This window comes from Pedobacter miscanthi (genome assembly GCF_003315595.1).
Lineage (GTDB): Bacteria > Bacteroidota > Bacteroidia > Sphingobacteriales > Sphingobacteriaceae > Pedobacter > Pedobacter miscanthi.
The window spans coordinates 50,723-63,698 of sequence record NZ_QNQU01000028.1; the positions used below are offsets into that span (position 1 = coordinate 50,723).

Sequence of the window (12,976 nt, forward strand, 5' to 3'; positions counted from 1 at the left end):
TTTATTTCAGACTTCCCAGATTTTTGAAACCTGCGAGGTCTGGACAGTGGCATCTTAATTATTTCCCAACTTTTTGCTCAATTATATGCTTACCTGCCGCTAAATTTATTTTGTTACCACCAGTAATTTTACCATTGACAGAAATACTTGCGCCGGAATTTACCGTTAAATTTATGGTGGCAGTAGAGTTGGCCGGAATGGTAATATCGTTTTAGCTAACGCTCGTTTCTAATGAGCGTTGAATAATTTATCGTTTCACTATTTATGCACTCGTTTGGAAACGAGCGCAAGCATTTTTCTATTTCAGACCTCGCAGGTTTTGAAACCTGCGAGGTCTGGACAGTAGCAAGTTAATTATTTCCCAACTTTTTGCTTAATTACATACTTACCTGCCGCTAAATCTATTTTAGTACTACCAGTAATTTTACCATTAACAGAAATACTTGCGACGGAATTTACCAGTAAATTAATGCTGGCAGTAGAGTTGGCCGGAATGGTAATATTGTACCTGATTTTAGCTAACGCTTGTTTCTAACGAGCGTTGAATAATTTATCGTTTCAAACGATAGAATCGTTTCACTATTTATGCACTCGTTTGGAAACGTGCGCTAGCATTTTCTATTTCAGACCTCGCAGGTTTTTGAAACCTGCGAGGTCTAGATAGTAGCATCTTAATTATTTCCCAACTTTTTGCTCAATAACGTACTTACCAGCCGCTAAATCTATTTTGTTACCACCAGTAGTTTTACCATTAACAGAAATACTTACGCCGGAATTTACCGGCAAATTAATGCTAGCTGTAGAGTTGGCCGGAATGGTAATATCATACCTGATCCCGTTATTAATCCTTTTCCAGGCGCTGGTAATTTTTCCATAAGGGCCAATGTGGCTCGCTTCGAAATTATCCAGACCTTCCATAATATGTGGATTAAGGATGATATGTTTAAAGCCCGGATGTTTTTCATCAGGTTTAATTCCTCCGGGCGATTTATATAACCATGCTCCGATTTCACCGAACATGATGTGGTTCATCGAGATGTCTGATTTGGCATCAATCGGCCAGTTTTCGTACAAAGTAGTCGCTCCGTTTTCCATCCACCAGCCCCAGCTTGGATAAGTTTTCTGGGCGGCAACTTTATAGGCAACATCGCTGTAACCATTTTCGCTTAAAGCATTTAAAATGGCTTTGGTGCCCAACAAACCAACATCTAAATGGAAACCATCAGCTTCTACACGCTTGGCTAAATTTTTGGCAACCAGGGCAACTGATTCTTCGGGAACAATTTTCCAGTAAAGCGGAACACTCATTTCAGTTTGTATGCCGGTGTTATAAATCCCTTTTTCTTTGTTCAGGTATTTGGCATTAAAAGCATCTTTTATTTTTTTAGCGAGCGCTGTATATTTTATATAATCATCATTTTTACCTAATATTTTTGCTGCTTTGGCTAAAATCATCACATCTGCATAATAATAACAGGTAGAAGTAAGCTCTACCGGAGATTTTGATTTCACCGGGATCCAATCGCCCAGGCCCCAGGTAGTTAAACCCGTAGGGTAGGTTTCATCAATATGGTTTACGTATTTCCTGATATTTTCGTAACAATCAGCAAGCAATTTTTGATCACCATAAAACAGGTACACATTCCATGGGATGATGGCTATGGTGCTCGTCCAATCAGGTCCGTTTCCCCATTCGTAACCCCAGCCATCGGTAGGGATAATAGAAGGCAGCACACCGTTTGGCTGTTGTTCATCACGATGGTCGGCCAGCCATTTTTCGTAAATCGTAATACCATCAAAGCCATACAAACCTGTTTCTATGGCAATCTGCGCATCACCTGTCCAGCCGTTTTTCTCTCTTTGCGGACAATCCGTTGGGTAACCGAAAAGATTGGACAGGTACGAATTATTGGTGGCATAATAGATTTTATTGATAATCGGTTCCGACGATTTAACATCGCCCACAACCGGCACGTCGCTGTGCATAAAATAACCTACCAAATCTTCTTTTTGCAATTGAATAGGGGCAGAGCTGGTTACCTCCACATATTGAAAACCTTTATAGTTAAAATGTGGCATAAAACTTTGCGCACCTTTTCCATTTAAAATTAAAATATCGGTCTGAAAAGGATCTGTATTATCCGTTGGGCGGTAATGGGCATCGATGTTCGAGATATCTACATGTCCGTTAGGGTATAAACGCTCGCCGTGTTTTAGTTTAATCACTGTTCCGGCAGGGCCATTTACAGTGATTTTGCTTACCCCCGAGATATTCCTGCCCAAATCGAACAGGTAAGTGGTATCATTAAATTTTCTGATGCTTTTACTGGCAATTTCTTCTACATCGCGGATTGGATGTAATGCCTGTGCCACAATATTTTTGGATGGTGCAGAGCGGAACATCACGTCTTTCCAGCCTTTATCATCAAAGTTAGGAGTATTCCAGCCTGTTTTTTCCAGTCGTGCGTCGTAATGTTCGGCCGTATAAATGCTGTTGAAAATAATAGGACTTAAAGCAGTTTTCCAGTCCTTGCCCGATTTAATGGTTTCGGTGGTACCATCTTCGTAAGTTAGACGTATATCGAGACAAAAAGTGGGTCTGTTACGCCATGGAGCACGGTCGAAATACCAAACAGCGATAGATTGGTGGTTGTACCAGCCATTGCCCAATAGTACGCCGATGGCATTTTTTCCCTGGTTAATGGCATTTGTTACATCGTAAGTTAAGTACAATGTTCTTCTATCGAAGCGGGTATACATCGGATCCATGCGGTGGTTGCCGATTTTCTTTCCGTTAATTGAAAGTTCATATAATCCCGCTGCAGCGATGTAGGCCCTTGCCGATTTAATTTTTTTATTGGCGTTAAAGGTATTGCGGAAATAGGGGGCAGGTTTAAGTTTGGTGTTTTCGGTATCCGAAATCCATGAGCCCTGCCAGTTTTCCATTTTCATCATGCCTGTTTCAAAACTGGCGATGTTGGCTTTATTTGATTTTTTATTATTTCCATTTGCGATATCTACCCGCCAATAGTACTTGGTAAAAGGTTTTAGTAGTTGGCCAGAATAAACGATCAGATTTTGATCTGACTTCACCCAGCCTGTATTCCATAGTTTTGCGTTAGCTTTTATTAATGAGGCAGAATCTGTATCAACCAGAATACGGTAAGCGCTTTGTTTGGCACCCTGGCCGGCATCGTCCATTTGCCAGGTAAAACGAGGGTTTGTGCTATCCAGGCCAATAGGGTTAACCAAATATTCGGTTTTTAAAGCGGTACCCGATTGGGCAAAAGATTTGGAAAGTGGAGAAAGGGCAAAAAGTAAAGTGGTAATTTGTAAAAATCTTTGGTTCATAGTTTAGGGCTTATCCAAAAACTAAGGTATTAAAATAATATGCTGATAAAAGAACCTCACTGGAATTTTTACGCATAAAAAAAGACGAGCTTTAACTCGTCTCATTTATCGGTGTCATCACTCAAATCGGTGAATTTTTTTTTAACCTAATATTTCTTTCAGTTTTTCTGTCTGATGATCAGCCAGTTTTTGCAAAGGGCCTGATGCGAGCATTTTCATCATCATATTCAGGTCTGCTGAAATAATGTGTTTAGCAGTGGTTGTTCCGTTTCCGTTATCTGCAACCGTCCATTTTAACTCTACATCAAAAGGGGCTTTCTCACTAGGAATTGCTGTTATTTCCTGGTTTTCCACCCGGTTAGAGATTTTGATGGCCAATTTAGCCATATTCTGGATGGTAAACCTTGCATCATCTTCAGTTGATTCCCAGTTGTAAATATTTTCTGGCATCAATTGCTGATGATTGTTCATATTGGTTAGAAAAGCATAAACCTCGGCAACGGGTTTATTTACTTCTACTGTGCTTTCAATAACAGTCATTATATATTTTTATAGATTTTGTTTTTACTCCAAACTTAGGATTCTGAACTCAAAACTTGTCCCTGTCCCCATTCTGAAGGGTTTAAACGCCATTTACCCAGTAATTCCATATCGCTTTTGGCAATAATGCTGTGCTCGGCAGCATAATCAATTAAAGCAGCATAATTTGATAAGGTAAGGTAACGGCATTTTGCAGCAGCAAAATTTTCGTCTGCTTTTTCGAAACCATATGTAAATATAGCAGCTAAACCGGCAACTGACAAACCTGCAGCCCTTAAAGCTTCAACAGCCTGTAAGCTGCTTTTTCCGGTGGAGATTAGATCTTCTATTACCACTACACGCTGACCTTCTATCACTTCGCCTTCGATTAAACTTCCGGTACCGTGTTCTTTGGCTTTGGCCCTTACATAAATAAATGGTAAACCAAGTTCCTGTGCTACCAAAACACCTTGAGGGATACCGGCAGTTGCAACACCAGCAATCACATCTACAGAGCCAAATTCTTCCTGTATAGCCTGGGCAAGTTTCTGACGGATGTAAGTTCTAACCTGAGGGTGGGAAAGGGTAATCCTGTTATCGCAATAAATAGGCGATTTCCAGCCTGACGCCCATGTAAAAGGGTTGTTTGGCTGTAATTTGATTGCTTTTATCTGTAATAAAAATTCCGCTACCTTTAATTCAATATCACTTTTATTATACATGGCTCAAAATTACAGATTTATTTGTGTTTGTCATAACGTTTATTAAACCCCTTTGTTTTACATCGGGGAAAAGAAAATTGTAGAAATCGGGATTTGGTTTCGACAATCCAATACTACAAATATCGGAAATTTTGATGGATGCTAAAAGGTATTTCTTACCACTTGCTGTAAATCAGCAGGATAAAGAATAATTGCGCTAAAAACAGACTATAATTAACTTATCATTGGCTTTAAGCTTTCGGTGATGTAACAATTGATAAAGTTGGCCGTCATAATTTATATTTCATAGTTATGATAGTTTTAAAATCTGATTATTTCTCTTCGCACGAACGCCTTACCCGCTTTATCAACGAAAACCACATTAAACGGGAAGATATTTTAGCCATTACACAGGCTCCAAGCTTTTTTACCATCTTTTTTTATGCGGATGATGCCGTTGAACAAATTACCCACGGTTTATTTTCTTAACGGCACATTAACCTATTGCTAACGGGTAAAATTTATATTGTGATGGTATTCATTGTTTGAATTTTGCAATGAATTATTTGATTTGCGTAAGCAATCGTAACAAAGCACTGTTTACATTTGTTATGGTACTAATTAATATAAATTTTATGATAGCAACAAAAGGATATGCGGCACAAAATGCCGAAACGGATCTTGCACCCTGGAATTTTGAGCGCCGGGAAGTGGGACCCCACGATGTGCAGTTCGAAATACTTTTCTGTGGGGTTTGTCACTCAGATCTGCACCAGATTAAAAACGATTGGTTCCCCGGGATATTCCCAATGGTTCCGGGTCATGAGATTGTGGGCAGGGTAGTAAAAGTTGGCGACCATGTTAAGAAATTCAAGGTGGGCGATCTGGCCGGTACAGGTTGTATGGTAGATTCGTGCCAGGAGTGCGAAAACTGCAAACGCGATCTTGAACAGTACTGTTTAGAAGGCAATACGCAAACATACAATGGTTTAGAAAGAGACGGAAAAACACCAACTTATGGTGGCTATTCTGATACAATAGTAGTTAGGGAAGAGTTTGTACTGCATGTATCTGATAAACTGAACCTTGCTGCTGTTGCTCCACTTTTATGTGCTGGTATTACTACTTATTCGCCTTTAAGGCACTGGAAAGTTGGAAAAGGCCATAAACTGGCTGTATTGGGTTTAGGTGGTTTAGGCCACATGGCAGTGAAATTCGGTGTAGCGTTTGGTGCCGAAGTTACGGTATTAAGCACTTCGCCTAAAAAAGAAGAAGATGCCAAAAAACTGGGTGCGCATCATTTTGTGGTAACCACCGATCATGAACAGGTTAAAGCAGCTAAAGGTACATTCGATTTTATTTTGGATACGGTATCTGCTGAGCATGATTTTAACATGTATCTATCTCTATTGAGAACAGATGGTACGCACATCTGCGTGGGTGTTCCACCAAAACCGGCAGAAATTGCAGCTTTCAGTTTATTGGGAGGTAGGAAAAGCCTTGCCGGATCGGGTATCGGAGGTATTGCCGAAACTCAGGAAATGTTGGATTTCTGTGCAGAAAACAATATCGTTTCGGATATCGAACTGATTGATATGAAAGACATTCACCACGCCTACGAACGTATGGAAAAAGGTGATGTACGTTACAGGTTCGTAATTGATATGGCTACTTTGTAGTTCATATTTAACCAATAAAATGATGGGGATTTGGGAACAGAAGGTTTCTAAATCCCTTTTTTTAGACCTCTGTTGACCACAAGTTTGATTAATAATTATTAGTAATGGCCATTTTTAGCCACTTTTATTGATGCGATCGTCATGCTGAATTTATTTCAGCATCTTTTTGCAAGATAGACCCTGAAATAAATTCAGGGTGACGGACAGACTTGAAATATGTAAAAAAGATTGACTACTAAATAAATTTACCCTAGTAATCTATAGTGTTTCTTTTCCTTTGATAAATTCGGCCAGTGGAATATGATGTTCTGCTTCAACTCTGGCAATCTGTTTTTCATTTTCGCTAAAAAGGTGATCCAGTGTATTCAATGAATCTTTAAGGTAAGATATGGATAACATCCTCGAAATCCTGTTCCTGATCTTATCAGCAAGGAATATTTCCATCAGTATTAAGGTGATCAGGAAAAGGTAATGGTTGAAAATAATGTTATTGGTATTCTTAGCGAAAGCGGGAAGGCCCATCCTGGTAAAAAATAAATCTATTATTAATGGAATACCAACAATTGCCAGGATTGAAAAACCAGTTACTTTAAAGGTTATACCTTTCTCAGCATTAGCAATTTGTTCATTAAAGGCCGAAAACTTACTTTTAAAAGGAACTTCCCTGTTATTTTGTTGTTGCTCTAATTTTTGAAGATCTTTTCCATGCTCAATGTCTATTTTTCTCACCTGCTCTACAATACTGGATTCGGCTTTATTGAGTTTCTCCTGATCTTCAACAATCGATTCCTGCTCGGCGATGATTTTATCCATTACCATCAAATCTTCAGGAATGCCATGGCGTAGCTTTTGTTCTGCCGCTACAATACGGTTATCGAGTTGTTTAAACTGCCGTTTAAGCTCAGTTATTTCTTTATTAAAATGCTCTTTTTTAGATGAGTAGGTGTTTTCGAGACTGTTAAGTGCCGAAACATATTCGAAATCAGCAAGGAGCTGCTCATTACCTGCAAAACGCTGGTAAAGCCCATTTAATTTGATAAAGAGCTCACCTGTTGATTTTTCAGGATTAGAAAGATCAGTTCGGTATGCTTCCAGATCGGTTTCGGACAATGATGGTATGGGCATAGCAGATTAAAAAGCTAAAATTATAAAAAATATTTATCGTTACAGGAATTATAAGCGTTGTTTTCCGTTTTAATGTTCCAATATTACTATTAAACCACTTTTTTAACAATCTGGTATATGCAGTGTTTCGTTAAGTAAATTTTATTGTGAATAATATGGTGTTATGAATCAGTTGATTACAAAAGGAAATAAAGGATTAATAAAATATTTTGTTATTTTTTTTAGCGCTTTAAGAAATTATTATATATTTGTACCAAGCAAGGGGTGAGAGCCTTGCATCAATCTTTGATTGAGAGCGTTAATTTAGATAAGGTTACAACATTTATTTGTTGTAACCTTTTTTTATACCTTTAGATAACCGGATTTTTTAAGAATATATGCCAAGAAATTATAGAATTTATATCAATGATAACACTTTGTTTATCTCCGATTTTTTGCCAGAACAGAAAGAAAAAATCCAACAGCTCGAATTTCAGGATTTTGACCTGCAAACTTTCTACAAAAAATTAAAAAGCGGATCGAAAAAGAGCTATATCTTTCTCACAAAAAATCCGCAGGAAACCTTTAAAAAGCTAAAAAAAGACTCTACCATTATTAAAGCAGCCGGTGGTTTGGTAGAAAGTGCCAATGGCAATTACCTGTTTATTTTCAGGAATAAAAAATGGGATTTACCTAAAGGAAAGCTTGAAGACGGCGAGAAAATGAAAGAAGCTGCCGTTCGTGAAGTAGAGGAAGAATGCGGGATAAAGGTTCTAAAACGCGAAGATAAATTGTGTAAAACCTACCACGTTTACCCTATGGGTAATAAAATGGTAATCAAGAAAACCAACTGGTACAAAATGAAGGTGAAAGGCGAACCAAAGTTGGTACCTCAAAAAGAAGAGGGTATTGATGAAGCCGTTTGGCTGGATAAAAACCACCTTTCGCCAGTGGTTAAAAATACCTTTCCATCGATTATGGATGTGCTGAGGGCTGGCGGGATATTGTAATACGAGTTTAGTTGTGCAATCCGTCATTCTGAACTTGTTTCAGAATCTATCGCGTAATTCTGTTAATTAATATAATAACCTGTCAGATGGTAAAATCGGACAGCACGAGAAAATAGACCCTGAAATAAATTCAGGGTGACGACCAGCATATCTACTCATAATCAAGTTCATCAACTACTTTTTTAACTTGTTTTAGGTATTTTCCGTAGTAAAACCAGGCCCATAGCTCGGTTATTGCGCCAATAACCAGAATGGTGACGAAACAGTTGATCAGGATATATGCCGTGGATAATTTCTTTAAAAGCCGGGCAAACACAGATGCCTGCTCAATAAACAAATAAGCAAAAAGAAAACCCACCGCGATAAAAGCCACAATGTAGGTTAAAGCTTTATATAACTCTACGTTCAGTTTCATTTCGTAATAAAACCAGAGGATATTTTTTCGGCTATCCATACTCATATCGTAAGAGTTTTTATAAAATAAGTAAAACTTAAAGAAATAGTAAGCCGTAAAACCGCATGTAATGGCATAAGTCATCAGGTACACCTGATTAATTGCGGTAGAAAAGCCTGCCAAATAGGGAATAAAAGCCATAAATACCAGAAAGAACAGCTGGTAGAAAAATTCATGTTTCATTTTTGCCCTGATTTTATCGATAGGGGTGTGTGCCTGTTTTATTTTAAGCATATCAGTAGAAATGTTGTTTCCCTCTGGGTTTTCAGCATTCCATTCGTTTTTTAAATCGTCAAAATTCATAACCGTTTTTCTTTATGATGGATTGTAATTTTTCTTTAGTCCTGTTGAGTTTAACACGGGCATTTACCTCGCTGATCCCCATGTTTTCGGCAATTTCGCGGTGCGATTGGTTTTCGAGAAAGAGGAATATCAATGCTTTTTCTACCACATTTAACTCCTGCACTGCTGCATATAAATAAGCCAGTTTTTCTTCCTTTACTTCGCTCTCATTTACATCAATAATGTCGATGTTTTCATCCAGTGGCATTTTATCTACTTTTCTGCTGTCTTTTTTGAAATAGATCAGCGCTGTATTTAAACACACGCGGTACATCCAGGTGGTAAATTTACTGTTCCCTCTAAAAGTGGGGTAGGCTTTCCATAACTGCAGCACAATTTCCTGAAACAGATCACGCTGCTCTTCCGCACCGTTCATATACATTTTTGTGATTTTATGTATAATCGCCCTGTGCTGGTTGATCAATGTGAGAAATATATTTTCTGTTTCTTTCATTTTAGGTATAATCCATTGGTAACGGATTTTTGAAAACGTTACAGGTTAAGTTAAAAAATAATATTTAACCACAGATAAAAAGGATAAACACAGATAGGGGGAAAGAAAAACATCGTCATATCGATCCGGTAACCATCGACTGGAACGCAGTGGAATGCCTGCCTGTACAGGCGGGGAGAGATCTAATCATGCATGAAAGACCCTGAAACAAGTTCAGGGTGACGTCTCGCTTGTGAGATCTATCTCGGGTTAGATCTTTTGGCTACAACTTAAACTTAAAAATAGGTATAGCTACAAATTATTTAATAATTGCGGCATAAATAGCATGAATAATATAAAATAAAAAAGTACCGATTAAAATTGCAACACCTGTGTACAGGTACCATGGTGTTTTTGAGAGCTTTTCGTACGTTTTAGCATTCTCGCTAATAACGTTATTGCTACCATAACCGCAATTATCGCAACTCATTCCGGTATATTTTTCGGCAGGAAGAATTGGAATCCCACTGATTTGATAATATTTCTGAACGATGCGATAGGTTACTGTTGTTTCGTTGCAATTATCACAACTTATTAACTCATCTTCATAGACATTGAGCAGTTTTTCGGTTTTGCCAAAATGAACAAACATTTGAAAATAATATTTATAAAAAAGCAAGTGCTTCTTTAGGTACAAACGGACTTACATCGCCGTGATTTCTCAAAATATCACGTACAATGGTTGAGCTGATGGCGGAATATTCGGGTTTGCTTAACAGGAGGATGGTTTCTACTTCGGGCATCATCGTTTGGTTGATCTGCGCAATGGCTCTTTCATATTCAAAATCGGCTGCCGAACGGATGCCACGTACCATATATTTAGCATCAATTTTACGGCAGAAATCTACTGTCAAACCTTCGTAAGTCTGGATTTCGATGTTTTGATAACCTTTAAAAACAGTTTGTAAGATCTGGAGACGCTGCTCTGCACTCAAAAAGTTCTGTTTTGAACTATTTAATCCAATGCCGACTACAATTTTATCAAAAAGTGGCGTGGCACGCTGCAGAATGTTTACGTGGGCAATGGTGATCGGATCAAATGAGCCTGGAAATAGCGCTATCTTCATGTTTCAAATATAGCTGTTTGTGATGGAATTATTAACCACCAAGACACTAAGGCACGAAGAAGGTTAACTTTTTTGCCACGGATCCACAGATTTACACGGAATTATTTTTAGCGTTAAAAGATTAAGAATATTATGACATACTAAAAATTTTGTGTCTTCGTGCCTTTGTGGTAAATCACTATGGATAACTTTTTTGCCACGGATGCACAGATTTACACGGAATTATTTTTAGCGTTAAGAGATTGAGAATATTATGGCATACTAAAAATTTTGTGTCTTCGTGCCTTTGTGGTAAATCACTATGGATAACTTTTTTGCCACGGATGCACAGATTTACACGGAATTATTTTTGACGTTAAGAGATTGAGAATATTATGGCATACTAAAAGTTTTGTGTCTTCGTGCCTTTGCGGTAAATCACTATGGTTAACGTTTGCCACGGATGCACAGATTTACACGGAATTATTTTTAGCGTTAAGAGATTGAGAATATTATGGCATACTAAAAATTTTGTGTCTTCGTGCCTTTGTGGTAAATCACTATGGATAACTTTTTTGCCACGGATGCACAGATTTACACGGAATTATTTTTAGCGTTAAGAGATTGAGAATATTATGGCATACTAAAAATTTTGTGTCTTCGTGCCTTTGCGGTAAGTTTAGCGCAAGGCGTTTGGCGGTAAGCGTGAACTGCTTATAAAAGATTGCTTCACTCCAGTGCGCATCATCCTGCGCTTCGGTTCGCAATGACGAACTGGGGAGAGTGGTTGGCATTGGGAAAACGTACGTCGATTAACCGGTTAACCAATTTAAACAGTTAACCAATCAACCTAATTCAAAAAAACTGAAAGAAGAATTACCGTATTTCCTTGTTTCGGTATAACCGGGCTGGCTATTCAGTTTCATATTGCTCTGATGTTCTACCACCAATAAACCATCTGGTTTGAGCAACTGCTGTTCTTTCACCATCACCGGAATTTGAGGGATATTAGGCATATTATACGGCGGATCGGCAAAAATCAGGTCGTAACTGCCCGTCATCTGCTTTAGTAATTTAAAAACATCGCCTTTTCGTACTTCAACCTGATCAAACTGGTGTTGTTTAGCTGTGTTTTTTACCCAGTTTACGCAACCATAATCCATATCAACAGCTAAAATGCTTTCTGCCCCACGCGAGGCAAATTCGAAAGTAAGGTTTCCAGTCCCGCAGAATAAATCGAGTACGGTACAGTTTTCGAAATCGTATTTGTTGTTGAGGATATTAAAAAGTGCTTCTTTGGCCATATCCGTGGTAGGGCGCACAGGTAAATTTGCAGGGGGCTGTAAACGGATGCCCTTTAATTTGCCACCAATTATACGCATAAATCTAAAGCAAGCAGGCCGCTAAAATAGTGTTTAGGCATATCGGCCAGTAATTCGCTATTCTGTTTTCCGGCAGGGAAGAAAAAATAAAGTTGATTGAAATATTTTAACAGGCAGTTGTAATGCTCATCGTCTTCATTGATAATGCCCTGTATATAAACCGGGATGCTATCGTTTAAACCCAATTGTTCGATCATCAGTAAAAGGAAGTAATTAAATTCCTCTGCAGTTTCCGATTCGTAATGGTTTTGAAAAACAATTTTTTTATCCCTGGTATACAATACATTAAAAGATACCGCAGTAAAATCGATCAGTAAAGCTTCGTCGGCCAGGTGGTTAAACAAGGCAACCAAAGGCTCTGAGTGGGGGAACAGATCTGCTTTTTCGGGCAAGTTTGTTTTTACCTCATCATTTAAGCAAAAAACAGTATTAAAACCAAGTGCTTTGTTGTGTTTGGTATAAACTTTGGCATCCGAACCCAGGTATTGGGCATAAACGGCTAAATTTTCATCATCAAACCACTCGTCAGGAATAAAAATGAAATTTGAGGTATGCACCGCGGCTTTTATAGCGCCGTAGTTTAAAGAGAGGTATTTGTCGGTTGCGAAGGCAGATTTTAAATCCTGCTGCACATCTTCGCAGCCCTGTTTATCAAAAATGATGTTAATCTCTTCGGTATCCCTGCTTACCACGGCATAAGAAAAACTGTCGTTCGTTATTTTTAACAATAAATGGCAGTTTGCAGATGCATCAGCTTTAAAGTTCGGATCAACCAATAAGAGACTATTGTTACTCATTGAAACAAAAATAGAGTTTTTTAATAATTAATGGCAAAAAAGTTGATTTAGTCCGAAGTCTGCAGTTGGAGGTTCGTAGTGAATTAACTGAATAATCA

The 12,976-nt window shown here is 38.3% G+C and carries 13 protein-coding genes; 3 read left to right on the forward strand and 10 right to left on the reverse strand.

Features of this window, described 5'->3' with window-relative positions; translation table 11 throughout:
- Positions 1-675: 675 nt before the first annotated feature.
- From DRW42_RS24350 to pyrE, 3 genes are all read right to left on the reverse strand, one after another.
- Complete coding sequence (locus DRW42_RS24350; RefSeq protein ID WP_113951479.1) at positions 676-3,351, reverse strand: alpha-L-rhamnosidase; 2,676 nt, start codon at positions 3,349-3,351, stop codon at positions 676-678.
- A gap of 141 nt (positions 3,352-3,492) precedes the next feature.
- Positions 3,493-3,891, reverse strand: coding sequence for an SRPBCC family protein (locus DRW42_RS24355; protein ID WP_113951480.1), 399 nt, complete (start codon positions 3,889-3,891; stop codon positions 3,493-3,495).
- 35 nt (positions 3,892-3,926) lie between these two features.
- Complete coding sequence (gene pyrE / locus DRW42_RS24360) at positions 3,927-4,592, reverse strand: orotate phosphoribosyltransferase (protein ID WP_113951481.1); 666 nt, start codon at positions 4,590-4,592, stop codon at positions 3,927-3,929.
- A 291-nt stretch (positions 4,593-4,883) separates the two neighbouring features.
- Here pyrE and DRW42_RS28880 point away from each other — a divergent pair, with 291 nt between their 5' ends.
- Both DRW42_RS28880 and DRW42_RS24365 read left to right on the forward strand, forming a co-directional pair.
- Entirely contained in the window at positions 4,884-5,060 is a 177-nt protein-coding gene (locus tag DRW42_RS28880; protein ID WP_158544392.1) for a hypothetical protein, read from the forward strand.
- A gap of 146 nt (positions 5,061-5,206) precedes the next feature.
- Positions 5,207-6,250 (forward strand): NAD(P)-dependent alcohol dehydrogenase, encoded by a 1,044-nt coding sequence (locus DRW42_RS24365; RefSeq protein ID WP_113951504.1) that lies wholly within the window; start codon positions 5,207-5,209, stop codon positions 6,248-6,250.
- Positions 6,251-6,508: 258 nt separating this feature from the next.
- Here the strand turns inward: DRW42_RS24365 and DRW42_RS24370 are convergent, their stop codons facing one another.
- Positions 6,509-7,375: a hypothetical protein gene (locus DRW42_RS24370; RefSeq protein ID WP_113951482.1), complete on the reverse strand. Its 867-nt coding sequence runs from the start codon at positions 7,373-7,375 to the stop codon at positions 6,509-6,511.
- 377 nt (positions 7,376-7,752) lie between these two features.
- On the opposite strand from DRW42_RS24370, the gene DRW42_RS24375 reads away from it, so the two are divergent.
- Positions 7,753-8,364, forward strand: coding sequence for an NUDIX hydrolase (locus DRW42_RS24375; protein ID WP_113951483.1), 612 nt, complete (start codon positions 7,753-7,755; stop codon positions 8,362-8,364).
- 151 nt (positions 8,365-8,515) lie between these two features.
- Here the strand turns inward: DRW42_RS24375 and DRW42_RS24380 are convergent, their stop codons facing one another.
- The 6 genes from DRW42_RS24380 to DRW42_RS24405 all read right to left on the reverse strand — a co-directional run bounded on the left by DRW42_RS24380 (position 8,516) and on the right by DRW42_RS24405 (position 12,878).
- The gene (locus DRW42_RS24380) at positions 8,516-9,121 is read right to left on the reverse strand and encodes a hypothetical protein (RefSeq protein WP_113951484.1); all 606 of its coding nucleotides are present in this window, start codon (positions 9,119-9,121) and stop codon (positions 8,516-8,518) included.
- Complete coding sequence (locus tag DRW42_RS24385; protein ID WP_113951485.1) at positions 9,111-9,614, reverse strand: RNA polymerase sigma factor; 504 nt, start codon at positions 9,612-9,614, stop codon at positions 9,111-9,113. Before DRW42_RS24385 ends, DRW42_RS24380 begins: the two co-directional genes overlap by 11 nt.
- Positions 9,615-9,912: 298 nt before the next feature.
- A complete protein-coding gene (locus DRW42_RS24390) occupies positions 9,913-10,245 on the reverse strand; it encodes a hypothetical protein (protein ID WP_147243803.1) in 333 nt (110 codons plus the stop codon).
- 13 nt (positions 10,246-10,258) lie between these two features.
- Positions 10,259-10,720 carry a pantetheine-phosphate adenylyltransferase gene (gene coaD / locus DRW42_RS24395; protein WP_113951487.1) on the reverse strand — a complete coding sequence of 154 codons (462 nt, stop codon included), beginning with the start codon at positions 10,718-10,720 and terminating at the stop codon, positions 10,259-10,261.
- Between the two features lie 824 nt (positions 10,721-11,544).
- A complete protein-coding gene (gene rsmD / locus DRW42_RS24400; protein WP_113951488.1) occupies positions 11,545-12,081 on the reverse strand; it encodes a 16S rRNA (guanine(966)-N(2))-methyltransferase RsmD in 537 nt (178 codons plus the stop codon).
- Complete coding sequence (locus tag DRW42_RS24405) at positions 12,072-12,878, reverse strand: DUF3822 family protein (RefSeq protein ID WP_113951489.1); 807 nt, start codon at positions 12,876-12,878, stop codon at positions 12,072-12,074. The genes rsmD and DRW42_RS24405 overlap by 10 nt, the downstream gene beginning before the upstream one ends.
- Positions 12,879-12,976: the final 98 nt, after the last annotated feature.

What these genes read in the sequence shown, in the direction of transcription:
- DRW42_RS24350 (WP_113951479.1), bottom strand. Translation starts at nt 3,351, where the DNA reads ATGAACCAAAGATTTTTACAAATTACCACTTTACTTTTTGCCCTTTCT.
- DRW42_RS24355 (WP_113951480.1), bottom strand. Translation starts at nt 3,891, where the DNA reads ATGACTGTTATTGAAAGCACAGTAGAAGTAAATAAACCCGTTGCCGAG.
- pyrE (WP_113951481.1), bottom strand. Translation starts at nt 4,592, where the DNA reads ATGTATAATAAAAGTGATATTGAATTAAAGGTAGCGGAATTTTTATTA.
- DRW42_RS28880 (WP_158544392.1), top strand. Translation starts at nt 4,884, where the DNA reads ATGATAGTTTTAAAATCTGATTATTTCTCTTCGCACGAACGCCTTACC.
- DRW42_RS24365 (WP_113951504.1), top strand. Translation starts at nt 5,207, where the DNA reads ATGATAGCAACAAAAGGATATGCGGCACAAAATGCCGAAACGGATCTT.
- DRW42_RS24370 (WP_113951482.1), bottom strand. Translation starts at nt 7,375, where the DNA reads ATGCCCATACCATCATTGTCCGAAACCGATCTGGAAGCATACCGAACT.
- DRW42_RS24375 (WP_113951483.1), top strand. Translation starts at nt 7,753, where the DNA reads ATGCCAAGAAATTATAGAATTTATATCAATGATAACACTTTGTTTATC.
- DRW42_RS24380 (WP_113951484.1), bottom strand. Translation starts at nt 9,121, where the DNA reads ATGAATTTTGACGATTTAAAAAACGAATGGAATGCTGAAAACCCAGAG.
- DRW42_RS24385 (WP_113951485.1), bottom strand. Translation starts at nt 9,614, where the DNA reads ATGAAAGAAACAGAAAATATATTTCTCACATTGATCAACCAGCACAGG.
- DRW42_RS24390 (WP_147243803.1), bottom strand. Translation starts at nt 10,245, where the DNA reads ATGTTTGTTCATTTTGGCAAAACCGAAAAACTGCTCAATGTCTATGAA.
- coaD (WP_113951487.1), bottom strand. Translation starts at nt 10,720, where the DNA reads ATGAAGATAGCGCTATTTCCAGGCTCATTTGATCCGATCACCATTGCC.
- rsmD (WP_113951488.1), bottom strand. Translation starts at nt 12,081, where the DNA reads ATGCGTATAATTGGTGGCAAATTAAAGGGCATCCGTTTACAGCCCCCT.
- DRW42_RS24405 (WP_113951489.1), bottom strand. Translation starts at nt 12,878, where the DNA reads ATGAGTAACAATAGTCTCTTATTGGTTGATCCGAACTTTAAAGCTGAT.